The 26,880-nt window shown below is 71.0% G+C and carries 22 protein-coding genes; 4 read left to right on the top strand and 18 right to left on the bottom strand.

Annotated elements, in window-relative coordinates; translation table 11 throughout:
- Window positions 1-4 precede the first annotated feature (4 nt).
- The 6 genes from ACYVKF_RS04965 to ACYVKF_RS04940 form a co-directional block, all read right to left on the bottom strand.
- A complete protein-coding gene (locus ACYVKF_RS04965; protein WP_056918233.1) occupies window positions 5-1,384 on the bottom strand; it encodes an aldehyde dehydrogenase family protein in 1,380 nt (459 codons plus the stop codon).
- On the bottom strand, window positions 1,381-2,748 hold the full coding sequence (locus ACYVKF_RS04960) for a glutamine synthetase family protein (protein WP_056918234.1): 1,368 nt from the start codon (window positions 2,746-2,748) through the stop codon (window positions 1,381-1,383). The genes ACYVKF_RS04965 and ACYVKF_RS04960 overlap by 4 nt, the downstream gene beginning before the upstream one ends.
- 20 nt (window positions 2,749-2,768) lie before the next feature.
- Window positions 2,769-3,491, bottom strand: coding sequence for a FadR/GntR family transcriptional regulator (locus tag ACYVKF_RS04955; RefSeq protein ID WP_056915209.1), 723 nt, complete (start codon window positions 3,489-3,491; stop codon window positions 2,769-2,771).
- Window positions 3,492-3,553: 62 nt separating this feature from the next.
- Entirely contained in the window at window positions 3,554-6,019 is a 2,466-nt protein-coding gene (locus tag ACYVKF_RS04950) for a GcvT family protein (RefSeq protein WP_460965255.1), read from the bottom strand.
- On the bottom strand, window positions 6,016-6,930 hold the full coding sequence (locus ACYVKF_RS04945) for a phosphotransferase (protein WP_460965253.1): 915 nt from the start codon (window positions 6,928-6,930) through the stop codon (window positions 6,016-6,018). The genes ACYVKF_RS04950 and ACYVKF_RS04945 overlap by 4 nt, the downstream gene beginning before the upstream one ends.
- A 6-nt stretch (window positions 6,931-6,936) precedes the next feature.
- Complete coding sequence (locus ACYVKF_RS04940; protein WP_056915212.1) at window positions 6,937-8,508, bottom strand: amino acid permease; 1,572 nt, start codon at window positions 8,506-8,508, stop codon at window positions 6,937-6,939.
- A 202-nt stretch (window positions 8,509-8,710) separates the two neighbouring features.
- Here ACYVKF_RS04940 and ACYVKF_RS04935 point away from each other — a divergent pair, with 202 nt between their 5' ends.
- On the top strand, window positions 8,711-9,448 hold the full coding sequence (locus ACYVKF_RS04935; protein WP_460965251.1) for a M50 family metallopeptidase: 738 nt from the start codon (window positions 8,711-8,713) through the stop codon (window positions 9,446-9,448).
- A gap of 15 nt (window positions 9,449-9,463) precedes the next feature.
- On the opposite strand, the gene ACYVKF_RS04930 is transcribed toward ACYVKF_RS04935, so the two are convergent.
- Both ACYVKF_RS04930 and ACYVKF_RS04925 read right to left on the bottom strand, forming a co-directional pair.
- Entirely contained in the window at window positions 9,464-10,573 is a 1,110-nt protein-coding gene (locus ACYVKF_RS04930) for a branched-chain amino acid aminotransferase (RefSeq protein WP_460965249.1), read from the bottom strand.
- An 87-nt stretch (window positions 10,574-10,660) separates the two neighbouring features.
- On the bottom strand, window positions 10,661-11,728 hold the full coding sequence (locus tag ACYVKF_RS04925; protein ID WP_460965247.1) for a 3-isopropylmalate dehydrogenase: 1,068 nt from the start codon (window positions 11,726-11,728) through the stop codon (window positions 10,661-10,663).
- Between the two features lie 487 nt (window positions 11,729-12,215).
- On the opposite strand from ACYVKF_RS04925, the gene ACYVKF_RS04920 reads away from it, so the two are divergent.
- Window positions 12,216-12,755, top strand: coding sequence for a GNAT family N-acetyltransferase (locus ACYVKF_RS04920; RefSeq protein WP_460965245.1), 540 nt, complete (start codon window positions 12,216-12,218; stop codon window positions 12,753-12,755).
- An 18-nt stretch (window positions 12,756-12,773) separates the two neighbouring features.
- Here ACYVKF_RS04920 and serA read toward each other — a convergent pair whose 3' ends face one another.
- The 8 genes from serA to ACYVKF_RS04880 form a co-directional block, all read right to left on the bottom strand.
- Window positions 12,774-14,360, bottom strand: coding sequence for a phosphoglycerate dehydrogenase (gene serA, locus ACYVKF_RS04915; RefSeq protein ID WP_460965243.1), 1,587 nt, complete (start codon window positions 14,358-14,360; stop codon window positions 12,774-12,776).
- Window positions 14,361-14,578: 218 nt separating this feature from the next.
- Complete coding sequence (gene ilvC / locus ACYVKF_RS04910; RefSeq protein WP_056918238.1) at window positions 14,579-15,607, bottom strand: ketol-acid reductoisomerase; 1,029 nt, start codon at window positions 15,605-15,607, stop codon at window positions 14,579-14,581.
- A gap of 100 nt (window positions 15,608-15,707) precedes the next feature.
- A complete protein-coding gene (gene ilvN / locus ACYVKF_RS04905) occupies window positions 15,708-16,220 on the bottom strand; it encodes an acetolactate synthase small subunit (RefSeq protein ID WP_056917201.1) in 513 nt (170 codons plus the stop codon).
- A 5-nt stretch (window positions 16,221-16,225) separates the two neighbouring features.
- Complete coding sequence (locus ACYVKF_RS04900) at window positions 16,226-18,139, bottom strand: acetolactate synthase large subunit (protein ID WP_460965241.1); 1,914 nt, start codon at window positions 18,137-18,139, stop codon at window positions 16,226-16,228.
- A 285-nt stretch (window positions 18,140-18,424) separates the two neighbouring features.
- Window positions 18,425-20,140: a dihydroxy-acid dehydratase gene (gene ilvD / locus ACYVKF_RS04895; protein WP_460965239.1), complete on the bottom strand. Its 1,716-nt coding sequence runs from the start codon at window positions 20,138-20,140 to the stop codon at window positions 18,425-18,427.
- 133 nt (window positions 20,141-20,273) lie between these two features.
- Window positions 20,274-20,798 (bottom strand): SixA phosphatase family protein, encoded by a 525-nt coding sequence (locus ACYVKF_RS04890; RefSeq protein WP_460965237.1) that lies wholly within the window; start codon window positions 20,796-20,798, stop codon window positions 20,274-20,276.
- Window positions 20,799-20,882: 84 nt separating this feature from the next.
- Entirely contained in the window at window positions 20,883-22,946 is a 2,064-nt protein-coding gene (locus tag ACYVKF_RS04885) for a YhgE/Pip family protein (RefSeq protein ID WP_460965235.1), read from the bottom strand.
- Window positions 22,943-23,560: a hypothetical protein gene (locus tag ACYVKF_RS04880; protein ID WP_460965233.1), complete on the bottom strand. Its 618-nt coding sequence runs from the start codon at window positions 23,558-23,560 to the stop codon at window positions 22,943-22,945. The genes ACYVKF_RS04885 and ACYVKF_RS04880 overlap by 4 nt, the downstream gene beginning before the upstream one ends.
- An 87-nt stretch (window positions 23,561-23,647) precedes the next feature.
- Here ACYVKF_RS04880 and ACYVKF_RS04875 point away from each other — a divergent pair, with 87 nt between their 5' ends.
- Window positions 23,648-24,313, top strand: a complete 666-nt coding sequence (locus tag ACYVKF_RS04875) for a TetR/AcrR family transcriptional regulator (RefSeq protein WP_460965231.1) — start codon at window positions 23,648-23,650, stop codon at window positions 24,311-24,313.
- Between the two features lie 10 nt (window positions 24,314-24,323).
- Window positions 24,324-25,433: a PLP-dependent cysteine synthase family protein gene (locus tag ACYVKF_RS04870; protein WP_460965229.1), complete on the top strand. Its 1,110-nt coding sequence runs from the start codon at window positions 24,324-24,326 to the stop codon at window positions 25,431-25,433.
- A gap of 48 nt (window positions 25,434-25,481) precedes the next feature.
- Here ACYVKF_RS04870 and ACYVKF_RS04865 read toward each other — a convergent pair whose 3' ends face one another.
- Window positions 25,482-25,766 (bottom strand): MoaD/ThiS family protein, encoded by a 285-nt coding sequence (locus ACYVKF_RS04865; protein ID WP_056915225.1) that lies wholly within the window; start codon window positions 25,764-25,766, stop codon window positions 25,482-25,484.
- Window positions 25,763-26,848, bottom strand: coding sequence for a WD40/YVTN/BNR-like repeat-containing protein (locus tag ACYVKF_RS04860; protein WP_460965227.1), 1,086 nt, complete (start codon window positions 26,846-26,848; stop codon window positions 25,763-25,765). Before ACYVKF_RS04860 ends, ACYVKF_RS04865 begins: the two co-directional genes overlap by 4 nt.
- Window positions 26,849-26,880 lie beyond the last annotated feature (32 nt).

Genomic DNA, 26,880 nt, shown 5'->3' with positions numbered 1-26,880 from the left:
CCTTTCAGGATTCGGTGGAGATGAAGACGTTCTTGACGTCGGTGAACGAGTCGAGGGCGTCGGGTCCGAGCTCGCGGCCGAGGCCGGACTGCTTGAAGCCGCCGAACGGTGTGGAGTACCGGACGCTGCTGTGGGAGTTGACCGAGAGGTTCCCCGCCTCGACGCCGCGCGCCACCCGCAGGGCCCGCCCGACGTCACGGGTCCAGATCGAGCCCGAGAGCCCGTATGCCGTGTCGTTGGCCTTCGCGACCGCGTCCGCCTCGTCGTCGAAGGGCATCACCGCGACCACCGGCCCGAAGACCTCCTCCTGCCAGACCCGGTCGGTGGTGGCCCTCGGCAGGACGACCGTGGGCGGGTACCACCAGCCGGGCCCGTCGGGGGCGCTGCCGCGGAAGGCGACGTCCACGGGTTCGGACGACTCCTCGACGTAGGAGCGAACCGTCTCCCGCTGCCCGCTGCTGATGAGCGGTCCCATCTCGGTCGCCTCGTCGCCGGGTGCGGCGACGACGACACCACGGACGGCGGGCTCGAGCAGCTCCATGAACCGGTCGAACACGCTGCGCTGCACCAGGATCCGGCTGCGCGCGCAGCAGTCCTGGCCGGCGTTGTCGAAGACGCCGTACGGTGCCGTGGCCGCAGCCTTCTCGAGGTCGCTGTCCGCGAACACGATGTTGGCGCTCTTGCCACCGAGCTCGAGGGTGACCCGCTTCACCTGGTCGGCGGCCCCACGCATGATCCGCTGGCCCACGGCCGTCGAGCCCGTGAAGCAGACCTTGCGCACCGCCGGGTGGGTCACGAAACGTTCGCCCACAACCGCTCCGCGCCCCGGGACGACCGTGAACACTCCCTCGGGCAGCCCCGCCTCGAGGGCGAGCTCGCCCAGCCGGATGGCGGTGAGCGGGGTCAGCTCCGCGGGCTTGAGGACGACGGTGTTGCCCGCTGCCAGCGCCGGCGCGAAACCCCAGCCGGCGATCGGCATGGGGAAGTTCCACGGGACGATGATGCCCACGGTGCCGAGGGGCTCCTTGAACGTGACGTCGAGCCCGCCTGCCACCGGGATCTGGCGTCCGAACAGGCGCTCGGGGGCGGCGGAGTAGTAGGTCAGCACGTCGCGGACGTTGCCGGCCTCCCACCGGGCGTTGCCGATCGTGTGCCCTGAGTTCTCGACCTCGAGCAGCGCCAGCTCCTCGAGGTGGTCGTCGACGGACTGGGCGAAGCTGCGCAGCAGGCGGGCCCGGTCGGCGGGCGCCACCGCGGCCCAGGCCGGTGCCGCGGCGTCGGCGGCCGCGATGGCGGCGTCCGCCTCCTCGATCCCGGCCAAGGGAACGCTGGTGACGACGGACTCGGTGGCGGGGTTGACGACGTCGTGCAGGACCTGGCTCACAGCCGCTCGAACCCCCTGATCCGCTCCCAGTCGGTGACGGCACCGTTGTAGGCCGCGAGCTCGACCTCTGCCGCGTGCGCGTAGTGCTCGACGACGTCGTCGCCGAGAGCGGCACGGGCCACCTCGGAACCGAGGAACAGGTCACGGGCCTCGTGCAGCGTCGACGGGACCCGGTCCTTGTCGGAGGAGTACGCGTTGCCGGCGAAGGCCTCCTCGAGCGGGATCTCCTCCCGTATGCCGTGCAGCCCCCCGGCGATCATCCCCGCCACCGCGAGGTAGGGGTTCACGTCGCCGCCCGGCACGCGGTTCTCGACCCGGAGCCCGTGCCCGTGCCCGACCACGCGCAACGCGCAGGTGCGGTTGTCCGTCCCCCACGCGACAGCCGTCGGGGCGAACGAGCCGGGCTGGAAACGCTTGTAGGAGTTGATGTTCGGGGCGTACAGCAGCGTCATCTCGCGCATCGTCACCTGGAGCCCCGCGACGAAGTGCTCGAACAACGCGGACCGGCCACCTTCCCTGCTGTCGTCGGCGAACACCGCACCGCCGTCGGTGCCGCGCAGCGACAGGTGGATGTGGCAGGAGTTGCCCTCGCGCTCGTCGAACTTGGCCATGAAGGTCAGCGACTGCCCGTGCCGGTCCGCCAGCTCTTTGGCCGCGGTCTTGTAGACGACGTGGTTGTCGCAGGTCCGGATGACCTCGTCGTAGAGGAACGCGATCTCGTGCTGGCCGGGGTTGCACTCCCCCTTCGCACTCTCCACGGTGACGCCGGCGGCATACATCTCGTTGCGGATCTCGCGCAGCAGCGGCTCCACCTTGGTGCCGCCCATGATCGAGTAGTCGACGTTGTAGCGGTTGGCTCCGGTGAGCCCCTGGTAGCGCTGGTCCCAGGCGCGCTCGTAGGTCTCCTCGAAGACGATGAACTCGAGCTCGGTGCCGGCCAGCGCGACGAACCCCATCTCCGCGGCGGCATCAACCTGGGTGTGCAGGACCGACCGCGGCGACGGGCGGACCAGCCCCCGCCCGTCCAGCCAGGACAGGTCGCACTGCACCGTGGCGGAGTACGGCTGTCCGGGCGTCCGGCGCAGGGTGGCGAGGTCGAGGTCGAACATCATGTCGCCGTAACCCTGTTCCCAGGAGCTGATGGCGTACCCGTCCACGGTGTTCATGTCGACGTCGACGGCGAGCAGGTAGTTGCACCCCTCCGTGCCGTGCCCGAGCACGGAGTCGAGGAAGAACTGCCCGTGGATCCGTTTGCCCTGCAGGCGACCCTGCATGTCGGTGAAGGCGACGACGACGGTGTCGATGCGGCCCGAGGCGATGTCCTGCCTCAGCTCGTCGACCGTCAGGGTGGGTGGGTGCGTCACGGTGCCTCCTTGGTCGTCCGTCAGCCCAGCAGTCCGCGGAGCAGGGCGGCGGTGGCGTCGCAGTGCTCTTCCATCGTCGCCCGCGCCTGCTCGGCGTCGCCGCCGAGGATCGCCGCGACGACGGCGTCGTGCTGGTCGTTGGAGTGCGCGATGTTGGGGGGCAGCACCGGGATCGCGGACAACAGCTCGTGCAGGGCGGACTGGGCCCTGGTCACGGCCTCGATGAGCATCGGGGACCCGGACAGGGTGGCGACGGCGAGGTGCAGGCGGCTGTCAGCCAACCGGTGGGCCGCGTTGTCGGGCGCCTGACGTGCCGCCTTGGCGCTCTCGAGCAGCCACGCCCGCTGGTCGGCCGAGAGGGCCCGGGTGGCAGCGAGCGCGGCAGCACCGGGCTCGACGACCCGGCGGAAGTCGAGGGCGTCGGTGAGCGCGGCACCTGTCCGGACGTGCGGGTTGCCGGTGCCCGGCTCCGACCCTGCGTAGGTGATCACCGTGCCACCGCCGCGGCCGCGGCGGGTGGTCACCAGGCCGGAGTCGCGCAGGGCCGCGATCGCCTCCCGGAGGGTGTTGCGGCTGACGCCCAGCCGCTCGGCCAGCTCGCGCTCGGGCGGGAGCTGCTCCCCGTCGGTGAAGACCCCCAGCCGGATCGCGGTGGCCAGCTGCTCGACGGTCACCTCGAACGCGTTGCCCGAGGCTGCCCGCAGGACGACCAGCGGGAGGGAGGTGTGGGGGGCGGCGCTCACGCTCCGATCCAATACCCCGGCAGCATCCGCGTCAATGGTCTGCGAAAGGACCTTTCGGCGAGTCATGGCTTCACCCGCCCCAGCTTCAGGCCCTCCGGGTCGTACGGGGCGCGCAGCATCGCCCTCACCGGGAACCGTTGGCCTGCAAGGTCGACCTCCCACGCGCCGCCCGTCAGCCAGGCCGCGGTGACGGGACCCCCCTGACGGTCATCGACCAGGGCCAGTCCCACGGAGGAGCCGACCGCTGCGCCCCACGCCGCGCTGGTGACCTGACCGACGGGGACGCCGTCGCGCAGGACGAGCTCCCCACCCCAGAGGTACGCATCCGGGTCCGTGACGACCAGGGAGACCACACGACGCCTTGGGGGCTCGGCCCGCGCTCGTTCGACCGCGTCACGTCCGAGGAAGTCGTGGTCGGCACCCCTCTTGCAGGCGAACGTGAGGCCGGCCTCGACCGGCCCCAGGTCGGTCGTGAGCTCGCGCCCGAAGGCGCGGTACCCCTTCTCCAGCCGCAGCGCCTCGATCGTCCAGTACCCGGCCGGCACGACCCCGAGGTCGGCACCGCACCCGAACAGGTCGTCGTGGACACCGAGGGCCAGCTCGGTGGGGACGTAGAGCTCCCAACCCAGCTCGCCGACATACGTGATGCGGGTGGCCCGGACCGTCGCGTGGCCGAGCCGGATCTCACGGCTGGTCGAGAAGGGGAAGCCTGCGTCCGACAGGTCGTCGTCCGTGAGCCGCTCGAGCAGCGTCCGCGACAGCGGCCCCATCACCCCGAGGACCGCCCACGCGCCGGTCACGTCCACCACCTCGACCCGCGAGCCCCGGGGGACGTGGCGTCGGATCCAGTCGAGGTCCCGGACGGTGGTCGCGGCGCTGCTGACGACGAGGAACTCGTGCGTCGTCAGTCGGGTGACGGTCACGTCGGCTTCGTAGGTGCCCCGGGTGTTGAGCATCCCCGTGTAGACCGTGCGCCCCGTGGGAACCGCGACGTCAGCGGTGCACAGCCACTGCAGGGCCGCCTCCGCGTCGGGTCCGGTCACGAGGTACTTCGAGAAGGAGGTCTGGTCGAACACCGCGACCGACGACCGGGTGGCCAGCTGCTCCGACACGGACCAGTCGACCCAGGCCGGCCTCTCCCACGAGTACTCCACCACCGGCGGGACCCCTTGCGGCGCAAAGACGTTGGCCCGCTCCCAGTGGTTGCGCGAGCCCAGGCAGGCGCCCCGCTCGACCAGCCGGTCGTGCAGCGGCGATCGCTTCTGCGGGCGCCCCGTCTCAGGCTCGCGGTTCGGCCAGGGCACGGCGTAGTGCAGCCCCAGCACCTCCACCACCCGCTCCCTCAGCCAGGAGTGGTTTCCGGCCAGCGGGGAGAACCGACGGATGTCGGCGCTGATGAGATCCATCGTCGGAGCCCCCTCGACCACCCACTCGGCGAGCGCCCGACCGGCCCCACCGGCCGAGGCGATCCCGACCGAGTTGAACCCCGCCGCGACGAAGAAGCCGGCCAGCTCGGGTGCCTCGCCGATGATGAACTGGTTGTCGGGGGTGAAGCTCTCGGGCCCGTTGTAGAACTTGCGGACGCCCGTCTCGGCGAGCACCGGCAGCCGCTGCACCGCGCTCTCCATGAGCACCTCGAAGTGCTCCCAGTCCTCGTCGAGGAGCGCGAACTCGAACGGGTGCGGGATCTGGTCCGGCGGCACCCACGGCTTGGCCTGGGGCTCGAACCCACCGACGAGGAGGCCACCGACCTCCTCCTTGACGTAGGTCCAGCCGTCCGGGTCACGCAGGATCGGCAGGTCGCGGTGCACCCCGTCGACCTGGTCGGTGACGACGTAGAAGTGCTCCGCGGAGTGCAGCGGCACGTTCACACCCGCCATCGCCCCCACGGCGTTGGCCCACTGCCCCGCACAGTTGACGACGACCTCCGCCTCGACGTCACCGTGGTCGGTGCGCACGCCCGTCGCCCTCCCGTCACGCGTGTCGACACCGGTCACCCGCACGCGTTCGCGGACGACCACCCCGAGGTTGCGGGCGCCCCTGGCCAGGGCCTGCGTGAGGTCGGTGGGGTTCGCCCGCCCGTCGCCCGGCAGCCAGAGCGCGCCCTGCAGGTCCTCGTGGCGCATCAACGGGTACCGCTCGTGGGCCTGGTCCGCGGTGAGCAGCTCACAGTCCAGGTCGTATGCCGCGGCGCTGGCCGCGGTGCGGCGCAGGGCCACCATCCGGTCGGGGGTGCGGGCCACGGTGAGGCCGCCGCAGGTCCGGTACCCGGTGCCCAGACCGGTCTCTGCCTCGAGCCGGGCGTAGAGGTCGGTGGAGTACTGCACGAGACGGGTGCCGGCCTCGCTCGCCCGCAGCTGCCCGACCAGCCCGGCTGCGTGCCACGTCGTCCCACCCGACAGCGAGCCCTGCTCGAAGAGCAGCACGTCGGTCCACCCGAGGTGGGCCAGGTGGTACGCCACGCTGCACCCGATGACTCCCCCACCGATGACGACCACCCTGGCCCTGGTCGGCAGGTCCCCCGTCACGGCGTTCCCTGCGGCACGGGTGGGGCGGCGGCCGCGTCGAGGAGGGCGCCCAGACGCGGGTCCGCGAAGCCGGCCAGGGCCAGGGCAAGGCGCTCGGTCGTGAACGCCTCGAAGTCGTGGTCGACGTCGGAGACGCCCTGCTGGATGACCCCCCAGAGCGTCCAGGCCCACCGGCCGGCCAGGCCCCACAGCTCGGCCCGCGCGAGCAGGCGTCCGTCGAGGCGGCCGTAGTAGTTCTCCACCAGCTCCTCGAGGTGGCCGTGGTCGAGCTGCGACTCGTTGACGAGGTTGCCCAGCTCGAAGGCGGGTTCGTTCATCCCGGAGTACTCGTAGTCGATCAGCCGCAGGTCGCCACCGTCGTCGATGACGTTGGCTGCCAGCAGGTCGTTGTGGCATGGCACGAGCCCCTCGGGGAACGTCCGCAGCGCCGCCTCGAGCCGACGTGCGGCAGGCTCGAGCGCGGCATACCCCTCGGGGAGGGGAAAGCCTTGGGCTGCAACGATCTGCGCATATCGGCGCTGGACCTCGAACATGTCGAAGCGGGAGGCGAAGGCCGGTCCCGAATGGAGCCGCCGCAGAGCGGCGGCAAGGCGCGGCAGGTTGGCACCGATGTCGGCCGCAGTGCAGGTCCGGCCCGGCAGGTAGCCCACCACGAGCACCCCTCGTTCCGGGAGGTAGTCCACGACGGGCGCGCCGACCCCCACCGAGGCGGCAGCCACGCTGTTGTGCCACTCGTGCTCCCGGTCGACCGCGAGGAGCTCGGTGCTGGCCGGCGAGATCCGGACGACGACGTCGAGGGTCGCCGTCCGGACCCGGTAGTTGTGGTTCGTCAGGCCACCGGGGAGCTCATCGACCCGGCGTTCCTGACCGGCCAGGCAGGGGATCTCGTCGAGCCACCGGTCGACACGCACGGTCCGTCAGCGGAACGTCTCGGCGACGTCCGCGTCGACCGTGTGCTTGGGCCCGGTGAACCACTTCTTGGCCGAGACGTGCCAGAACACCCACAGCAGGGCCAGTGCGCCGAGAACCACGATCGGGGTGTAGTTGACGAACTTCCACGCGAAGTCCTTGTCGAACGGGTTGCCGGAGTTGACGGTCGGAAACATCGCGACGATCGAGGTGACGACGATCTCGACGATCGCCAGCGGCGCCAGCCAGCGCCACTTCGTGCCGAGGTTCCACGAGCCCTGCCGGAAGGAGCTGCCCGCACGCCACCGGTAGTAGATCGGGATGGCGAAGGCGACGTAGAGACCGACCACGCCGATGGAGACCACGGCGAAGAACGCGATGGGCACGTAGGTCGGCGACGCATCCGTGCCGATGTTGACCTTCACGAGGGCCGGCAGGGTCAGCACGACGGCGATGACCGCCGAGAGGATGACACCGTTGACGGGCACGCGCTTGGCGCTCAGCTTCGACCACAGACGTGACCCCGGGACCGCCCCGTCACGGCTGAACGCGAACAGCATGCGGGTGGTCGAGGTCATGCAGGCGGTGGTGCAGAAGAACTGGCCGGCGGTCGAGATGAGCAGGATGGTGCCCGCCCACGGGCTCGACAGGGCCTGGTTGAAGATCGTCGCGACCGCGCCGCCACCCTTGGTCACCCCGGCCTCGTCCTGGACCGCGAAGAGGAAGGTGAGCAGCAGGATCCAGCCACCGACCGCCGAGTAGGCGATCGACTGCCAGATCCCCTTGGCCGCCGTGTCGGCCGCCCCGTGCGTCTCCTCCGAGAGGTGCGCGGAGGCGTCGTACCCGGTGATCGTGTACTGCGTGAGGATCGCCGAGATCGGCAGGATGTAGAACAGGAAGCCCAGACCGTGGGTGCTCCCGCCGTTGAACCCGGTGTTGTTCACCGTGTGGGTGAACACCGACGAGACGCTCGCGTGGTGGTCGGGGACGAACCACAGGATGAGTACGACGGCCAGGGCACCGAACACGTGCCACCAGACCGAGATGTTGTTGAGCACGGCCAGCAGGTGGGCCGAGAAGATGTTGACCAGGGACACCAGGATGAGCACGACGATGAAGTACATGAAGACCCGGTTGAGGTCACCCGGCGTGTACCCGCTGTCGAAGGCGCCGAGGGTCAGGTCGAAGAAGGTGGCACAGCCGTAGGCGACCGACGCGTCGATGGCGAGCAGCCCGATGAGGTTGAGCCACCCCGTGTAGTAGCCGGCCTTGACCCCGCCCAGCTTGCTCGCCCACCAGTAGATCCCGCCCGAGGTGGGGTAGGCCGAGACCAGCTCGGACATGCAGAACCCGACGGTCAGGATGAACAGGCTGATGATCGGCCAGCCCCACGCGATCGCAGCCGGTCCGCCGTTGTTCCAGCCGACCCCGAAGGTGGTGAAGCACCCGGCCAGGATCGAGATGATGGAGAACGAGATCGCGAAGTTGGAGAACCCGGACCACGACCGATCCAGCTCCTGCTTGTACCCGAGCTCCGCGAGGCGGCGCTCGTCGTCCGACAGTTCGCTGACACTGGCCATCTCGGCTCCTAGTCTTCGGTACGAAGTTGGGCCGATGCTACTGCCGCCGTGTCCCGCCGACCAGACCCTCATGGCGTGGATTCGTGGGTGATGCAGCGTGCCAACGGTTGCGACCTGTCGCAGTTGCCTTTGTTTGGCACATTCGTGAACCTTTGGACCCACCCTCCGCCGCAGGCACAGGGTCGCCGGGCAGGATGACCGGGTGCACGGGACCACGCAGACCAACGGCAGCAGCCGATCCGACCTGTGGACGCAGGTCGTGACGCGGCTGCACACCGATGCCGCCTCCGTCCCGGGCGGGGCGAGCGTGGTGGTGGTGCTGGCCCTCGTCCTGGCCGTCGTCACCGTCCCGGCGTGGTGGACGCAGGCCAGGGTCGTCGTCACCGTCGTGCACGAGCTCGGTCACGGCCTCGTGGGCCGGCTCTTCGGACGCCGGTTCACCGGACTGGTGCTGCGCGGCGACATGTCCGGCCATGCCGTCACGGTCGGACCCGCCCGCGGGGTGGGACGGGTGCTCTGCACCTGGTCCGGCTACCCGGCGCCCGCGGTGGTGGGGGCGTTCTCCCTGTTCTCCGCCGGCGCCGGCTGGGCTCCCCCGCTCCTCGCGGCGACCTCAGCCGTCCTGGCGCTGTCCCTGGTGCGGGTGCGGTCCGCCTACACGGCCGTGGTGATGCTCGCCCTCACGGCCGTCACCGGCGCGCTCTGGTGGTGGGCAGCACCGGCCGTGCAGGGCGGGATCCTCCTCGGGAGCGGCGCATTCCTGCTGGTGGGCGCCTGGCGCCACCTCGGGGCCGTCCTCCAGCACCCCGGGTCCGGCTCAGACCCGGCGGTCCTCGCCGGGCTCACCCACCTGCCGAGGTGGTTCTGGAACACGACCTTCGTCGTGGCCCTGGCCGCCTCGAGCTGGTGGGCGCTGCGGAGCCTGCTGGCGATGGCCTGAGGCCGACGTCCCGCCTCAGACGAGGCGGGTCAGCCAGCCGTGCGTGTCCTCGGCCCGGCCGTACTGGATGTCGAGGAGCTTCTCGCGGATGGTGCGCGTGACGGGGCCGTAGTCGACGCCGCCCCGGTGGTCGCAGCTGCCGCCGTCCCACTTGAGCTCACCCACGGGAGTGATGACGGCCGCAGTGCCGCAGGCGAAGATCTCGGTGATCTCGCCGCTGGCCGCCCCGTCCTTCCACTCCTGGATGGGGATGCGGCGCTCCTCGGGCTCCAGGCCCATCTCCTTGGCCAGCGCCAAGACCGACGAGCGGGTGACGCCCTCGAGGATGGAGCCGGTGAGCTCGGGCGTGACGAGCTTGTTGTCGCGGGTCACGAAGAACAGGTTCATCCCGCCGAGCTCCTCGACGTACGTGTGCGTCGAGGCGTCGAGGAAGACCGCCTGGTCGCACCCGTTCTCGATCCCCTCGAGCTGCCCGGCGAGGCTGGAGGCGTAGTTGCCACCGCACTTCGCCGCCCCGGTCCCGCCGTCACCGGCGCGCGCGTAGTCCATCGACAGCCACAGGGTCACCGGCTTGATGCCGCCGGTGAAGTACGCCCCTGCCGGCGAGGCGATGACGGAGTACGTCACCTCCGAGGCCGGGCGGACACCGAGGAAGGCCTCCGACGCATACATGAAGGGACGCAGGTAGAGGCTCGCCTCACCGCCGGCGCCGGACGGCACCCACGCCTGGTCGACCTCGACGAGTGCCTTGAGCGAGGCGATGAAGTCCTCCTCGGGCAGCTCCGGGAGGGTCATCCGTCGGGCGCTGCGGATCATCCGCTGGGCGTTGGCCTCGGGCCGGAACGTCCAGATGGATCCGTCCTCGTGCCGGTAGGCCTTCATGCCCTCGAAGATCTCCTGCGCATAGTGCAGGACGGCCGCCGACGGCATGAGCGAGATCGGCCCGTATGCCGTGACCTTGCCGTCGTGCCAGCCCTCACCCTTGGTCCACGTCGCCGTGAGCATGTGGTCGGTGAAGGTGGTGCCGAACCCGGGGTTGGCCAGTACCGCCTCACGCTCCGCGTCCGGCCGCGGGTCGGTGCGGCGGGTGACCTCGAAGGTCAGCGGGGCGGTGGTCTGGCTCATGGAGTCCTCCTGCGTCGTTGCGGATCTCCTGCCGAGGTTACCTGCCGGACTGGCACCCCCGGCAGGAGACTCAGGTGCAGCCGTGACTCAGAGGCGCGAGGCGATCGCGTCGCCCACCTCGGTGGTGCTGCGTACGCTCGCGCCGCGCTCCGCGAGGTCCGCCGCGACCGCGCGCTCGACCCGCTCGGACTCCTCGGCGCGCCCGAGGTGCTCCAGGAGCATCGAGACGGACAGGATCGTCGCGGTCGGGTCGGCCTTGGCCTGCCCGGCGATGTCGGGAGCCGAGCCGTGGACCGGCTCGAACATGCTCGGGGCCGTCCCTTCGGGGTTGATGTTGCCGCTCGCGGCCAGGCCGATGCCGCCCGCGATGGCGGCGGCGATGTCGGTGATGATGTCGCCGAACAGGTTGTCGGTGACGATGACGTCGAACCGGCCCGGGTCGGTGGCCAGGAAGATCGTGGCCGCGTCGACGTGCTGGTAGGCGGTCTCGACGTCGGGGAACTCGGCGCCGACCTCCTCGACCGTACGACGCCAGAGGTGCCCGGCGTGGGTGAGCACGTTGTGCTTGTGGACCAGCGTCAGGTGCTTGCGCGGGCGGGCCGCCGCACGGGCGAAGGCATCGCGGACGACCCGCTCGACACCGAACCGCGTGTTGACGCTGACCTCGGTGGCGATCTCCTGGGGCGTGCCGGTGCGCAGGGACCCGCCGTTGCCGACGTACGGTCCCTCCGTCCCCTCGCGGACGACGACGAAGTCGATGCCGTCGGGGGCGACCCGCTCGACGGCCAGCGGGCTCTGGACGCCCGGGTAGAGCTTCGCGGGCCGCAGGTTGACGTAGTGCTGCAGCGCGAACCGCAGCGGCAGCAGGACACCGCGCTCGAGGACGCCGCTCGGGACCGTGGGGTCGCCGATCGCGCCGAGCAGGATCGCGTCGTGGCCGCGCAGCTCCTCCAGGACCGAGTCGGGGAGGGTTTCGCCTGTCGCGTGCCAGCGGCGGGCGCCCAGGTCGTACTCGGTCGTGTGGAACTTGGGTCCGGAGCCACCCGTGACGGCGTCGAGGACCTTGAGCCCCTCGGCGACGACCTCGGGCCCGATGCCGTCCCCGCCGATGACTGCGAGGTTGACGGTGTCCGTGCTTGAGGTGGGGGTGGGCATGGGTCCAGCCTAGAAGCGGTCTTGCGATCTGATACCAACGTCTCACATGACGAACGGCCCCTGGCGGGTCGCCGGGGCCGTTCGTCGTGGGGCGCGTCTGCGCGCCGCCGCTGGTGCTGCGTCGTCAGTCGTCGGAGTGACCCTGCTCGCGCAGGTCCATCGACTCCTGCAGTGCCTGACGTGCCTTCTGGGCTTCTTCGCTCATGTCGACCATTCCTTCGTGGATTCCCCTGTGCAGCACAGGGATTCGAGTACGTGGGGTTCTACGGCGGGCCACTCCCGGATGACGGGGTGCCACGGTCAGCCATGCACGCGGGATCTCCGCGGCGAGGTGGCTGACTACCGGAACTCGCCGCGGCGGGTAAGAATTACGAACCGCTGCGCCATGCTTCGAGATTAGATGGACGTCCAACTATTCGGTACCCGGTTCCCACGCAGTGAGACACCTCTGGACGTCCGCCCCCGACGTGCGCCCTAGGGTGTGCCGGTGCTCCCCGACGGCTACGCCTTGCGTCCCCTGACGATCGACGACGCCGCCGCCCTCGCGGCTGCGGCAGTGCGCAATCTCGACCACCTGCGCCCGTGGGAGCCGGTCCGTCCCGACTCGTTCTTCACCGAGGAGGGCCAGCGTGAGGTGGTTCAGGGGCGGCTGCGCCAGGTCGAGCTCGGCCTGTACGACTGCTCGGTGCTGTGGCACGGCGACCAGGTCGTCGGCGCCGCCAACCTGCAGAACATCGTCCGCGGCGCCATGCAGGGCGCTGACGTCGGTTACTGGGTCGACCACCAGCACCTGCGCCGCGGGCTCGCCGTCGCTGCGCTCGACCACCTCGTGCAGCGGGCCCACGCCCTCGGGCTGCACCGGCTCGGGGCCAGCACCATGGTCGCGAACGTCCCCTCCCAGGGGGTTCTGCGCCGGTGCGGGTTCGAGGAGTGCGGCCGGATCCCCGACTTCCTCTTCCTCGACGGGGCCTGGCGCACCAGCCTGTTGTTCAACCTCGTCCTGCACGACGGCCCACCGCGCGCCTGACTGACCGGACCCGGCCGGTCAGTCGACGAGGTCGACCACGCTGACCTCGGCCCCGATCTCGGAGACGATGGCGGCGAGCACGTCCGCGGGGATGGCGCTGTCGACGGTGAGGGCCACCAGGGCCTGGCCGCCCTTCTCGTTGCGCGCCACCTGCATGCCCGCGATGTTGACCTGTGCGTCGCCGAGGAGGCGGCCGACCGTGCCGATGACACCGGGACGGTCGACATAGGTGAAGAACGCGAGGTGCTCGGTGAGCGGCACCTCTAGGTCGAAGCCGTTGACCCCGACGATCTTCTCGATCAGGCGCGGACCCGTGAGGGTGCCCGCGACGCTGACGGTGGTGCCGTCGGCGAGCGTGCCGTGCAGGGTCGTGACGTTGCGGAAGTCCTGCGTCGACGGGTCGGTGAGCAGGCGCACCTCACACCCGCGCTGCTCGGCGAGCAGCGGGGCGTTGACGTACGTCACCGGGTCCTCGGTCACGTCGGTGAACAGGCCCTTGAGCGCGGCGAGCTTCCAGATGGACACGTCGTGGGCGGTGATCTCGCCCTTGACGTCGACGTCGAGCTGCACGGGGACGGAGCCGGCGAGCGCGGTGAAGATGCGGCCGAGCTTCTCGACGAGCGCGATCCCCGGACGCACCTCCTCGGGCACGACACCGCTGGACACGTTGACCGCGTCGGGGACGAGGTCGCCACCGAGGGCGAGACGCACGGACCTCGCCACCGACACGCCGGCCTTCTCCTGGGCCTCGTCGGTGGACGCCCCGAGGTGCGGCGTCACGACGACGGACTCGAACTCGAACAACGGGCTCTCGGTGGTCGGCTCGGTCGCGAAGACGTCGATGCCGGCACCGGCCACCCGCCCCTCGCGCAGCGCCTCGGCGAGCGCCTCCTCGTCGACGATCCCGCCGCGGGCGGCGTTGATGATCCGCACCGAGGGCTTGACCTTGGTCAGTGCCTCCTTGCCGATGAGCCCGAGGGTCTCGGGGCTCTTGGGCAGGTGCACCGTGATGAAGTCGCTGTGCTCCAGCAGCTCGTCCAGGGTGACGAGCTGGGCGCCGAGCTGGCCGGCGCGCTGCGCGGAGACGTACGGGTCGTAGGCAAGGATCTCCATGCCGAAGCCCTTGAGGCGCTCGGCGACGAGCTGGCCGATCCGCCCGAACCCGACCACGCCGACCTTCTTGTCGAGCAGCTCCACACCGCCGTACTTGCTGCGCTTCCACGCACCGGCCTTGAGGGCCTGGTTGGCGGGGGCGATGTTGCGGGCGGTCGCGAGGAGCAGGCCGACGGCGAGCTCGGCGGCGGAGGTGATGTTGGACGTCGGGGCGTTCACGACCATGACGCCGGCCCTCGTCGCGGCGGGGACGTCCACGTTGTCGAGGCCGACGCCCGCGCGGGCGATCACCTTGAGCTTCCTCGCCGCAGCGATGGCCTCGGCGTCCATCTTCGTCGCGGACCTGATCAGCACGGCGTCGACGTCGGCGAGCGCGGGCAGCAGGGACTCCCGGGAGGCGCCGTCGACCGTCCGGACCTCGAAGTCGGGACCGAGGGCGTCGATGGTGGCGGGCGAGAGTTCCTCTGCGATCAGGACGATCGGCTTGCTCACAGGTCAGTCCTCTGGGGGTCGAAAGGGCGCGGACCGGAGGTCGCGGCACCGCGCTGTGCCGCCGCACAGCATACGGCGGCGTTCAGCATGTGGATCGACCAACTCGACATGTGACACAGCGAAACGGTGGTCGCTCGGCGACCCGGGGAAACGGTCCCCTGTCGCCGAGCAACCACCGTTCTGCGGTCGGGTCGTCCGGTCGTGCGGTGCTGCTCGCGTCAGCGCGCGGCGGACCCCTCGACGTAGTCGTTGTCCGAGTCCTTGATCCAGGACATCAGCTTGCGCAGGTCCTTGCCGGTGGACTCGATCGGGTGCTGGGCGCCCTTCTCGCGCAGTGCCTTGAACTCCGGGGCGCCGGCGTCCTGGTCCTCGATGAACCGCTTGGCGAACGCGCCGTTCTTGATGTCGGCGAGGACCGCGGCCATGTTCTCCTTGACGCGGGGGTCGATGACCCGCGGCCCGGAGACGTAGTCGCCGTACTCAGCCGTGTCGGAGACCGACCAGCGCTGCTTGGCGATGCCACCCTCGACCATGAGGTCGACGATGAGCTTGAGCTCGTGGAGCACCTCGAAGTAGGCGATCTCGGGCTGGTAGCCGGCCTCGGTCAGGGTTTCGAAGCCGTACTGCACGAGTTGGCTCGCGCCACCGCAGAGGACGGCCTGCTCGCCGAACAGGTCGGTCTCGGTCTCCTCGGTGAACGTGGTCCTGATGCCGCCGGCGCGCAGGCCACCGATGGCCTTGGCGTACGACTGCGCGAGGTCCCAGGCGGTGCCGGACGGGTCCTGCTCGACGGCCAGCAGGACGGGCACGCCACGGCCGTCGACGTACTCGCGACGGACGAGGTGGCCGGGTCCCTTGGGGGCGACCATGAGGACGTCGGAGGTCGCCTCGGGCTGGATGTAGTCGAACCGGATGTTGAAGCCGTGCCCGAACAGCAGCGCGGCGCCCTCCTTGAGGTTCGGCTTGATGTCGTTGGCGTAGACCGTCCGCTGCACCTGGTCGGGCGTGAGGATGACGACGAGGTCGGCCTCCTTGACCGCCTCGGCGACGGTCTTCACGGTGAGGCCCTCGGCCTCGGCCTTGGCACGGCTCTTGCTGCCCTCGGCGAGACCGACGCGGACGTCGACCCCGGAGTCGCGCAGGTTCAGCGCGTGGGCGTGCCCCTGGCTGCCGTAGCCGATGACGGCCACCTTCTTGCCCTGGATCACACTCAGGTCAGCGTCGTCGTCGTAGAACATCTGGGCCACGGTGGCCACTCCTTCGGTTGGGATCTGCTGGGTTCGGTTCGGGTTCGTGGTGGTTCAGCCGGTGGTCGCGTATGGCGCGTGCCCCCGGGGGTGCGGAAGGTCAGGCGCTTCGGAGGGCGCGGTCGGTGATCGAGCGCGAGCCGCGTCCGATCGCCACCATGCCCGACTGCACGAGCTCCTTGACCCCGAAGGGCTCGAGGACCTCGAGGAACGCCGCCAGCTTGTCGCGGTTGCCGGTGACCTCGATGGTCAGCGTGTCGCTGGCCACGTCGACGACCTTGGCACGGAACAGCTGCACGGTCTCGAGGACGTGGCTGCGGCTGTGCAGGTCGGTGCGCACCTTGACGAGCAGGATCTCGCGCTGCACCGAGGCGGTCGGCTCGAGCTCGACGACCTTGAGCACCTCGACGAGCTTGTTGAGCTGCTTGGTCACCTGCTCGAGCGGGAGGGCGTCGACGTCGACCACGACGGTCATCCGCGAGATCTCGGGGTGCTCGGTGGGACCCACGGCGAGCGAGTCGATGTTGAAGCCCCGCCTCGAGAACAGTGCCGCGATGCGTGCCAGCACGCCGGGCTTGTTCTCGACGAGGACCGAGAGGGTGTGCTTGCTCATGGCGCTCACTTCCCGTCCGCGCTCTCGGCGCCGGTCGTCTCGGAGTTGTCGGCGTCCTCGGGCTGTGCGGTCGCCTCGTCCTCTTCGCGGTCCCACTGGGGGGCGGTGTCCTTGGCGACCTGGATCGCGTCGTTGCTCACCCCGGCCGGCACCATCGGCCAGACCATCGCGTCCCGGTGGACCACGAAGTCCACGACGACGGGGCGGTCGTTGATCTCCATCGCGGCCTGGATCGTCGCGTCGATGTCCTCCGGTCGCTCGCAGCGCAGACCGGCGCAGCCGTAGGCGTCGGCGAGCTTGACGAAGTCGGGGATCCGGCTGCCGACCGACGTGTGCAGGTCGGTGTTGGAGTACCGCTGGTTGTAGAACAGCGACTGCCACTGGCGGACCATGCCGAGGCTGCTGTTGTTGATGATCGCGACCTTGATCGGGATGTTGTTGATGACGCAGGTGGCCAGCTCCTGGTTGGTCATCTGGAAGCACCCGTCGCCGTCGATGGCCCACACGGTGCGGTCGGGCTGGGCGACCTTCGCGCCCATGGCGGCCGGCACGGCATACCCCATGGTCCCGAGTCCGCCGGAGTTGAGCCAGGCGTTCGGGCGCTCGTACTGGACGAACTGGGCGGCCCACATCTGGTGCTGGCCGACGCCGGCGACGTACACCGCCTCGGGACCGGCGATGGCGCCGATGCGCTCGATGACGTGCTGCGGGGAGACCGCCTCGCCGCCCTCGGGTGTGGTGTACCCGAGCGGGAAGTCCGCCTTCCAGCCGGCCGTCTGACCACGCCAGGCGGCGTAGTCACCGGACTTGCCGGCCGCGATGTCGGCGGCGACCGCGGTGTGCAGGTCCGCGATGACCTCGAGCACGTCACCGACGATCGGGACGTCGGCGGTGCGGTTCTTGGAGATCTCGGCCGGGTCGATGTCGGCGTGGATGACCTTGGCACCCGTGGCGAAGGTCGACAGCTGACCGGTGACCCGGTCGTCGAACCGCGCGCCCAGGGTGATGAGCAGGTCGGACTTCTGCAGGGCGGTGACCGCTGCGACGGATCCGTGCATGCCCGGCATCCCCAGGTGCAGCGGGTGGCTGTCGGCGACGGCGCCCCTGGCCATGAGGGTCGTGACCACGGGGATCTGCGTCAGCTCGACGAACTCGCGCAGCGCGTTGGACGCGTTGCCCCGGATGACGCCGCCACCGACGTAGAACACCGGCCGCTTGGCCGCCGCGATCAGGCGTGCGGCCTCACGGATCTGCTTGGTGTGCGGACGCGCCACCGGGCGGTAGCCCGGCAGGTCGAACTTCGGGGGCCAGCTGAAGGTGGTGCGGGCCTGGAGTGCGTCCTTGGAGATGTCGACGAGCACCGGTCCGGGTCGGCCCGTCGAGGCGATGTGGAAGGCCTCGGCGATGACGCGCGGGATCTGCGACGCGTCGGTGACGAGGTAGTTGTGCTTGGTGATCGGCATCGTGATGCCGCGGATGTCGGCCTCCTGGAAGGCATCCGTGCCGATCGACGCCGAGCTCACCTGACCGGTGATGGCGACGATCGGGACCGAGTCCATGTAGGCGTCGGCGATCGCGGTGACGAGGTTCGTGGCACCGGGGCCGGAGGTCGCCATGCAGACGCCGACCTTGCCCGTCGCACTCGCGTAACCCTCGGCAGCGTGGCCGGCGCCCTGCTCGTGGCGCACGAGGATGTGGCGGACCTTGACCGAGTCGAGCAGCGGGTCGTACGCGGGGAGGATCGCCCCACCAGGAATGCCGAACACGGTGTCGACGTCGACGGCCTCGAGCGAGAGCACGAGGCTCTGGGCACCGGTGACCTCGATGGGCGTCTTCGCCCGGGCCTCCTGCTGGGCCTGCTGGGCCTTCTGGGCCACCTGGGACGGGCTCGGGGCCGGCGTCGTCCTCGTGTCGCTCACGTCTCTACCGCTTTCGGTTGCGTATCTCGCTCAACTGGATCTGCTCACAAAAAAACCCTCCAGTCCCGGTGCGGGACAACGGAGGGCAGCGCGCTGGCTCTGATCGGTCAGGGCCGGCGCGCTAGGGAAGTACGAGAATTCGTGCCACACGAGCACTCTCCTCCCGGCGGCCCGGCAGTGTCAACGAGCGAGACGACCGGTCTCGCGATCCGGACCTGTCGTCTCAGTCACAGACCCACTCCGCGCCATACCCACCACGACGGACGGGTATGGCGCGGGGTCGGCTCAGCCGCAGACGGCGCCGCCGCTGGCGCTGCCCACGAGCTTGCGGTACTTCGCCAGGACGCCCCGCGGGTACTTGGCGGGGGGCGGCTCGAAGCCCTCGGCGCGGCGGGCCAGCTCGGCTTCGTCGACGTGCACGTCGAGCCGGCCGTTGGCGACGTCGAGGGTGATCTTGTCGCCGTCGCGGACGAACGCGATCGGCCCGGCGTCGACCGCCTCCGGCGCCACGTGCCCGACGCAGAGGCCGGTGGTGCCGCCGGAGAACCGCCCGTCGGTGAGGAGCAGGACGTCCTTGCCGAGGCCGGCACCCTTGATGGCACCGGTCACGGCGAGCATCTCGCGCATGCCGGGCCCACCCTTGGGTCCCTCGTAGCGGATGACCACGACGTCGCCGGCCCTGAGCGTCCCCTGCTCGACGGCGTCCATGGCGGCGCGCTCGCCGTCGAAGACGCGAGCAGTCCCCTCGAAGACGTCGGAGTCGAACCCGGCCGACTTGACGACAGCACCCTCGGGGGCGAGCGTCCCCTTGAGGATGGTGATCCCACCGGTCTTGTGGATCGGCTCCTTCATGGCGCGGACGACCTTCCCGTCGACGTCCGGCGGCGCGATGTGGGCGAGGTTCTCGGCCATCGTCTTCCCGGTGACGGTCAGGCAGTCGCCGTGCAGCAGGCCGGCGTCGAGCAGCGCGCGCATGACGACGGGCACTCCCCCGACGCGGTCGATGTCGGTCATGACGTACTGCCCGAACGGCTTCACGTCGGCCAGGTGGGGCACCTTGGACCCGATGCGCTCGAAGTCGTCGAGGGTCAGGTCGACCTCCGCCTCGTTGGCGATCGCCAGCAGGTGCAGGACGGCGTTGGTCGAGCCACCGAAGGCCATGACGACGGCGATGGCGTTCTCGAACGCCTCCTTGGTCATGATGTCGCGCGCGGTGATGCCGCGGCGGAGCAGCTCGACGACGGCCTCACCGGACTTGCGGGCGAACCCGTCGCGGCGGCGGTCGGTGGCCGGCGGTGCGGCCGACCCCGGGAGGGACATCCCGATCGCCTCGGCGACGGAGGCCATGGTGTTGGCGGTATACATGCCGCCGCAGGCACCCTCGCCCGGGCAGATGGCCCGCTCGATGGCATCGACGTCGGCGCGTGACATCAGCCCCGCGGCGCACGCGCCCACGGCCTCGAACGCGTCGATGATGGTCACCGTCTTCTCGGAGCCGTCCGAGAGCTTGGCGATACCGGGCAGGATCGAGCCGGCGTAGAGGAACACCGAGCTGAGGTCGAGGCGGGCCGCGGCCATGAGCATCCCCGGCAGCGACTTGTCGCACCCGGCGAGCAGCACGGACCCGTCGAGGCGCTCCGCATTCATCACGGTCTCAACGGAATCCGCGATGATCTCGCGGCTGACGAGGGAGAAGTGCATGCCCTCGTGGCCCATCGAGATGCCGTCGCTCACCGAGATCGTGCCGAACTCGAGCGGGTACCCGCCTGCCGAGTGCACCCCGTCCTTGACGGCCTTGGCGAGGCGGTCGAGCGACAGGTTGCAGGGGGTGATCTCGTTCCACGAGCTGGCCACCCCGATCTGCGGCTTCACCCAGTCGTCGTCGCCCATGCCCACCGCGCGGAGCATGCCCCGGGCCGCGGTCTTCTCGATGCCGTCGGTGACGTCGCGGCTGCGCGGCTTGATGTCGACGCCGTTGGTGGTGGGCTCGGTGGTCGTCATGGGGGCAGTCTAGGACCGGGGTCCAGCACGTGGGACGCGGGTCTCACGGTGCGAGTCACCTACCCGCACAGCGGGTATACCGCCTCCTGCACCGCGGGTGCGCCGGGCCGCCGACCGGCGGTCGCGGCATACCTCAGCCGCGGGCGACGTGGCAGCGCTCGAGCTCGGCGGCGCCGAAACCCAGCCCGTCCCAGGGACCGGCATACCGGAGCACCGCCACGGTCGACGTCGGGAACCCGGCAGCGAGGCAGTCGTGCGCCTGCAGCGACCCGTTCCCCTCGGCGAGCCCGCTGGCGAGCGCCGCCATCGTCGGGTTGTGCCCGACGACGAGCACGACCTGGGCCTCCCCCGCCGACTCGCGGACCGTGCGCAGCACGGCGTCCGAACCCCCGGTGTACACAGAGGGGTCGTACTCGACCGTCTCGCCGCACGCACCGCCGCTCTCGGCCTCTGCCCAGGTCTGGCGCGTCCTGGCCGACGTCGAGCAGAGCACCAGCTCCGGACCGAGGCCGTGCTCGTGCAGCCAGGCTCCGGCTGCACGCGCGTCCCGCCGTCCCCGTGCGGTGAGCTCACGGTCGTGGTCGGGCTTACCGAGACCCTCCTCGGCGTTCGCATGCCGGAAGAGGATCAGGACCTTGTCATCGCTGGCCAGGGTCATACCCCGAGCATGGCCCTGTCCGTGACGATCAGCCAGTCTTGACAGCCGGGCGCCGACGGGGTGCGGGGGCCGTGGGACGGCGGCTCAGATCGCCAGCTCCGGCTTGATCCGCAGGGCCGTCCACCGGCCGGCACGACGCGCCGCCCAGGTGGACACGAGGAACGCTCCGAGGAGCCATGCGGCCAGGACCGCGAGGTCCAGACCGAGGTGGTCCAGCGAGCCGCCGTACATGAGCCGGCGGACCCCGTCGACGGCGTAGGACATCGGCAGCACGTGGTGCAACGGGTGCAGGGGTTCGGGCAGCGTCTGCCAGGGGAACGTGCCGCCCGCACTGACCAGCTGGACCACCATGAGGACCAGGCCGAGGAACTTGCCGGGGGCTCCGAACCGCGCCGCCAGGGCGTGCAGCACCATGACGAACGTCGCTGACACCGCCCCCATGAAGGCGAGCAGGGCCACCGGGTGGGCGACGTCGATGCCGACGGCGAGCCGCACGACGGTGAAGACCAGGACGGCCTGCACGAGCCCCAGGGCAGCCGGGGCCAACCACCCGCCGAGCGCGGTGCGCCAGCTGGGCTGCCCCGTCGCGAGGGACCGGGAGGACAGGGGGTTGAGCAGGAGGAAGAGGACGTAGGCCCCGATCCACAGCGACAGGCTGAGGAAGAAGGGGGCGAGCCCGGCACCGTAGGTGTTCGCGGACGCGAGGGAGCTTCCCTGCACCCCGACGGGATTGCCGAGGGTCTGCGCCACGGCCTTGCGCTGGTCGGCGCTGGGGTCCGGGATGGAGCGCAGCCCCTTGGCCAATCCGTCGTGCAGCTGCGTGGCCCCGTCCGAGAGCCGGTCCACCCCATCGGCCAGCTGGTGGGCACCCGAGTCGAGCCGGTTCGTCCCGTCGACGGCGTCCTGCTCCCCTGCCGAGAGACGAGCGGCGCCCGACGCCAGCGACCGGTTGCCCGAGGCGAGGTCGCTCGCGCCTGCGACGAGGGTGCTGCTCCCCGTGGCCGCGTCGTGGATGCCCGCGTGGAGCGGACCTGCCGCCACGGCGAGCCTCGACGCGCCGTCGGCCACCTGGCCGGCGCCGGCGGCGAGCCGGTCGAGCTGTCCCGACGCCGTCTGCACCTGCGAGTTCGCGTCGGAGACGGGACCGCTGAGCTGGGCCGCGGCATCGAGGACGGCCTGGACCTGGTCGTCGGTGAACCCGCCGGCCCGCAGCCGGTCCGCGAGGTCGCCCCGGGCGGACGTCAGCGAGGTCACGAGGTCCTGCGACGCCGTGGCGACGCGCTGGCCGGCGGCGGCGACCTTCGCGTTGCCGTCGGCCACCTGCTGCGCGCCGGCGGCGAGCTTCTTCGTGTCGGCGGGGAGGCTCTTGGTCCGGTCGTCGAGGGTCCCCAGGCCCTCGCTGAGACGGGTTGCCCCGGTCGACAGGCGCTCCGCGCCGTTCGCCGCCCTGGTCGCCCCGGACGACAGCTCCTTCGAGCCGGCGAGGAGCTGCTGCTGGCCCGCCGCGAGCTGGTCGGCCCCTGCGGTGAGCTGGTGCGCGCCCGCCTTCGCGTCCGACAGGCCCTTGGCGAGCCGGCCCGCGCCGTCGACCGCGTCCGAGACCTTGTCGTGGATGGTGCCGAACCCGACCAGGAGCTGGTTGGCCGCCGTCGAGCTCACCTGCGAGGCAACGGTCTTCGTGACCTGGGCGACGACCTGGTTGGCGATCGTGCGGGCCAGGTAGTTGTTCGCGTCGTTGGTGACCACCCGGAGCTGGGCCTGCCGCGGCGTGAACTCCGCACTCGAGGCGAGGTCCGCGGAGAAGTCGCGGGGCACGACCAGCGCGAAGTCGTAGGTCCCGTCGTCGACCCCGGCCTCGGCACCGGCCCGCGAGACCCGGTGCCAGTCGAAGCTGTGGGAGTCGAGCAGCTCGGTCGCGACCCGGTCGCCCACCTGCAACCGTTCGCCGTTGGCCAGGGTCGTGCCTGCGTCCTCGACGACGACGGCCGCCGGCACACGGTCGAGGGCGCCGTACGGGTCCTTGTTGGCGTACAGGTACAGCCCGCCGTAGAGCGTCGGCACCAGGACCAGGGCGGCCAGCGCAGCTCGCGGCAGCCGTCCGGCCGTGATGCGGCGCAGCTCGGTGAGGGCGAGGCGAAGGGCGGTCATGCGGCCACGCCCAGCTCGTAGGTGGCGGGCAGGGCGAGCTGACGGGCGGTCCCGTGGGTCACCTGCACGACGACCGTGAGGCCCTCGGCGGCGAGGCGCTCCGCCGCGGCATACCAGTCGGTCGGGTCTCCCCCGAGGCGGTCGGGGGCGGCCACGACGAGCACACGCGTGGCGGCCCGCGCCGCGGCCACGCGCATGAGCAGCGTGGTGCGCGTGGATGGCGGCAGGCTCTCGAAGCGTTCGCCCTGGTCCTCCACCCCGTGCCCGGCGAGGAACGCCCGCGTGGCCGCCCTGCTGGCGGGGCGTCCCGCCAGCGCGAGCTGCTCGGCGACGGCGGCCCGGACGCTGAGCGCGCCCTCGGGCGCGGTCACGTCGGGGACGTCGACGAGTGCGACGTGCCGTCGACGGAGCGCTTCCGACGCGTCACCGTCCACGGTGACGACTCCGTCCATCAGCGGCGCTCGGCCACCGAGGGCCAGCGCCAGCGCGACGTGGCCGTAGCCGGGGTCGCCCGCGACCAGGGTGACGTGCCCGGGACCGGCCGTCAGGCTCGTGGGCAGCAGCAGCGGGCCGTGCAGGCCCGCGATACTGACGTGGTCGGCGATGAGTTCCATGCGATCTGCCTGTCCGGTGGTCGACACGAGGTGCCGGCCCCTCTCGATACACAACTGTATTCAATACAGGAGTGTATTCTCCGGGACGTGCCCGAAGCCAGCCCAGCCGCCGTGAGCCCCACCACGTCCACCGCCCCCCGGACCGCTCGTCGCGAGGCGACCCGGGGCCGCCTGCTCGCTGCCGCCGAGGAGGTCTTCGCCGAGCGCGGCTTCCACGGCGCCAGCGTCGAGGACCTGTGCGAGCGGGCGCACTTCACCCGGGGCGCGTTCTACTCGAACTTCGCCTCCAAGGACGAGCTGGTCCTCGAGCTCTACGCCGCCCACGCGTCGGCGCTGCGGCAGCGCATCGCCGAGGTCGCCGAGCGACCCGGCCTGTCGCTCGAGCAGGTGCTCGAGGCGGTGTTCGACGTGTGGACCGACGACCCCGAGTCACGTCGTCGCTGGCACCTGCTCACCAGTGAGTTCGCCCTGCACGCCCTGCGGGACGAGGAGGCCCGCGCGGCCTGGGCCGGCGCCCAGGCCGCGATCCGCGACGAGCTCGTCGCCCTCGTCGACAGGATCGCCGCCGCCCAGGGGCTGCACCCCGCCGTGTCGACGACGGACCTCGTGCGCCTCATCAGCCTCGTCTTCCAGGGCGGGCTGGGCCAGCACCTCCTCGACCCGGGGTCCGTGCCGGCGGGCTCGCTCGAACGAGAGTTCCTCCCCCTGCTCATCCGGGCGGCGACGAGCAGGGATCCTCGAGCCGACCGCTAGCCTCGCCCCCATGGACCAGGTGCCCGCGATCGTCGACGTACCGGCAGCCGCCCCGACCGACCGGGCCTGGCTCGACGAGGCGGTGCGACGCATCCAGGCCGATGCCAACCGCAGCGCCGACACCCACCTCGTGCACGTCCCCGTCCCCGGGCTGCCCGACGTCGACGTCTACCTCAAGGACGAGTCGACCCACCCCACGGGAAGCCTCAAGCACCGGCTCGCCCGGTCGCTGTTCCTCTACGCCCTCTGCAACGGCGAGCTCCGCGAGGGGACCACCGTCATCGAGGCCTCGAGCGGCTCCACCGCCGTGAGCGAGGCGTACTTCGCCCGGATGCTCGAGCTCCCCTTCATCGCCGTCATGGCGCGGACCACCAGCGCGGAGAAGATCGCCCTCATCGAGCGGGAGGGCGGGCAGTGCCACCTCGTCGACGACGCCGGCGAGGTCTACGACGTCGCCCGCCGGCTCGCGGTCGAGCGCGGTGGCCACTACCTCGACCAGTTCACCTTCGCCGAGCGGGCCACGGACTGGCGAGGCAACAACAACATCGCCGAGTCCGTCTTCGAGCAGATGTCGCTCGAGCGGCACCCGGTCCCCCGCTGGGTCGTCGTCGGGGCCGGGACCGGCGGCACGAGCGCCACCATCGGCCGCTACGTGCGCTACCGCGGGCTCGCCAGCCAGGTCTGCGTCGTCGACCCCGAGCGGTCGGCGTTCCTGCCCGCGTTCCGCGGCGACCACGCCGGAGTGGCCGCCGCCTGCGGCTCACGCATCGAGGGCATCGGGCGTCCGCGGGTCGAGCCCAGCTTCGTCCCGAACGTCGTCGACCGCATGATGCTCGTCCCCGACGCCGCGTCAGTCGCTTCCATGCGCTTCCTCAACGAACGCACCGGCCGACGGGCCGGCGCCTCCACGGGCACCAACCTCTACGGCGTGCTGCGGCTCGCCTGCGAGCTCTCGGCCCGGGGCGAGCGCGGCAGCATCGTCTCGCTCCTGTGCGACGGTGCCGAGCGGTATGCCGCGACGTACAACGACGACGCGTGGCTCGCCTCCGCCGGGCTGGACCTCGCGCCCTACACGGCCGTCCTGCGGCGCGCGTGGGACGACGGCGTCTGGACCGGCTGACCGCCGACCCGACCGCGGACCCTGACCGTCGTCTCCGCGCGGCCCGGGTCAGCCACCGGACACGGCGTTGATGACGTGCACCGTCGCCTGCGGACCGACCTCGGTGCGGACGCCCTCGGCCCGCTTGGCGTCCTCACCGTCGACGAACACGTTGACGTGCCGGCGGATCTCGCCGCGCTCGTCACGGATCCGGGAGGCGAGGATCGGCCACGGCTCGAAGGCCAGGTCGAGGACGTCGGCCAGCGGGGCCGGCCCCTCGAGCTCGACCGGGAGCTCGGCCGCCCCGTCCGCCAGGTCGCGCAGCAGCCCCGGCAGCACGACGCGGGCCGTCACGGGAGGCTCACCGCCCGGACGCACAGGACGTCGGGCAGCTGCTCGACGATGCGGGTGAAGGACTCCCCTCCGTCGAGGGTGGCGTAGACCTCGCCGTTGCGCGTGCCGACGTAGAGGCCCGGCTCCTCGTGCGTGTCGGTCCCGGCGGCGTCGCGCAGCACGTTGGTGTAGCTCGGCTTCGGCAGGCCTGCGTCCTGGGTGTGCCACGTCGCGCCGGCGTCGTCGGTGCGCTGCAGCTGCAGGGTCGCGCCGGGCGGGATGCGCTCGCCGTCGGAGGCGATGGGGACGAGCCACACGCTGTCACCGCGGGCGGGGTTGGACACCGCCGTCATCCCGAAGTTGGTGGGGAGGCCGGCCTCGATCGAGGTCCACGTGACACCGTCGTCGTCGGAGCGGTAGACGCCCCTGTGGTTCTGCGCGTAGAGGCGGGTCGGGGTCGCGCTGTCGCGTGCGACCTTGTGGACGCACTGCCCGAACTCCGGCCACTCGTCGTGCGGCTGGAAGTAGGCGTGGATGCCGGTGTTGCCGGGCGTCCACGAGCGGCCGCCGTCGCGGGTGTTGTAGACCCCGCCGGTGCTCATCGCGACGAGCATCGAGTCGGCGTCGACGGGGCTCGGCAGCACCGTGTGGATCGCGCCGCCCCCGAACCCCTCCCCCCACTCGGGCCGGTGCGGGTGATCCCAGAGCCCGCGGTTCAGCTCGAACGTCTCGCCGCCGTCCTCGCTGCGCCACAGGCCCTGCGGTTCGGTGCCCGCCCACACGACCTGCGGGTCGTGCGGGTCGGCGACGAGCTGCCACGTGGCCTTGAGGGCGGTGTCGGTGTCCTCCGGGAACCGGATCGACCCCTCAGGGTGCTCGACCCACGTGGCGCCCAGGTCGTCGGAGTGCTGCAGCGACGGACCCCAGTGCGAGGAACGGAAGCCGACGACGAGCCGGGGCGTCGCGCGGCGGGTGTCGAACAGGAGCGAGAGCACCTCGCTCATGAGGAAGTGGGGGCCGTCGACCTGCCACGTCCGGCGGTCCTCGCTGCGGGCGAGCCACAGCCCCTTGCGTGTCCCGATGCCCACGATCGTCTGTGTCATGACCCCATGGTGGCACCGCCCGGTGTCAGTGT

It is taken from the genome of Pedococcus soli, assembly GCF_054782575.1.
This window is presented reverse-complemented; position numbering and strand designations above follow the sequence as displayed.

Coding starts and splice junctions, on each gene's coding strand:
- ACYVKF_RS04885 (WP_460965235.1), bottom strand. CDS start 22,946: ATGACCGCCCTTCGCCTCGCCCTCACCGAGCTGCGCCGCATCACGGCC.
- ACYVKF_RS04870 (WP_460965229.1), top strand. CDS start 24,324: ATGGACCAGGTGCCCGCGATCGTCGACGTACCGGCAGCCGCCCCGACC.
- ACYVKF_RS04925 (WP_460965247.1), bottom strand. CDS start 11,728: ATGCCCACCCCCACCTCAAGCACGGACACCGTCAACCTCGCAGTCATC.
- ACYVKF_RS04880 (WP_460965233.1), bottom strand. CDS start 23,560: ATGGAACTCATCGCCGACCACGTCAGTATCGCGGGCCTGCACGGCCCG.
- ACYVKF_RS04930 (WP_460965249.1), bottom strand. CDS start 10,573: ATGAGCCAGACCACCGCCCCGCTGACCTTCGAGGTCACCCGCCGCACC.
- ACYVKF_RS04860 (WP_460965227.1), bottom strand. CDS start 26,848: ATGACACAGACGATCGTGGGCATCGGGACACGCAAGGGGCTGTGGCTC.
- ilvN (WP_056917201.1), bottom strand. CDS start 16,220: ATGAGCAAGCACACCCTCTCGGTCCTCGTCGAGAACAAGCCCGGCGTG.
- ilvD (WP_460965239.1), bottom strand. CDS start 20,140: ATGACGACCACCGAGCCCACCACCAACGGCGTCGACATCAAGCCGCGC.
- ACYVKF_RS04940 (WP_056915212.1), bottom strand. CDS start 8,508: ATGGCCAGTGTCAGCGAACTGTCGGACGACGAGCGCCGCCTCGCGGAG.
- ACYVKF_RS04890 (WP_460965237.1), bottom strand. CDS start 20,798: ATGACCCTGGCCAGCGATGACAAGGTCCTGATCCTCTTCCGGCATGCG.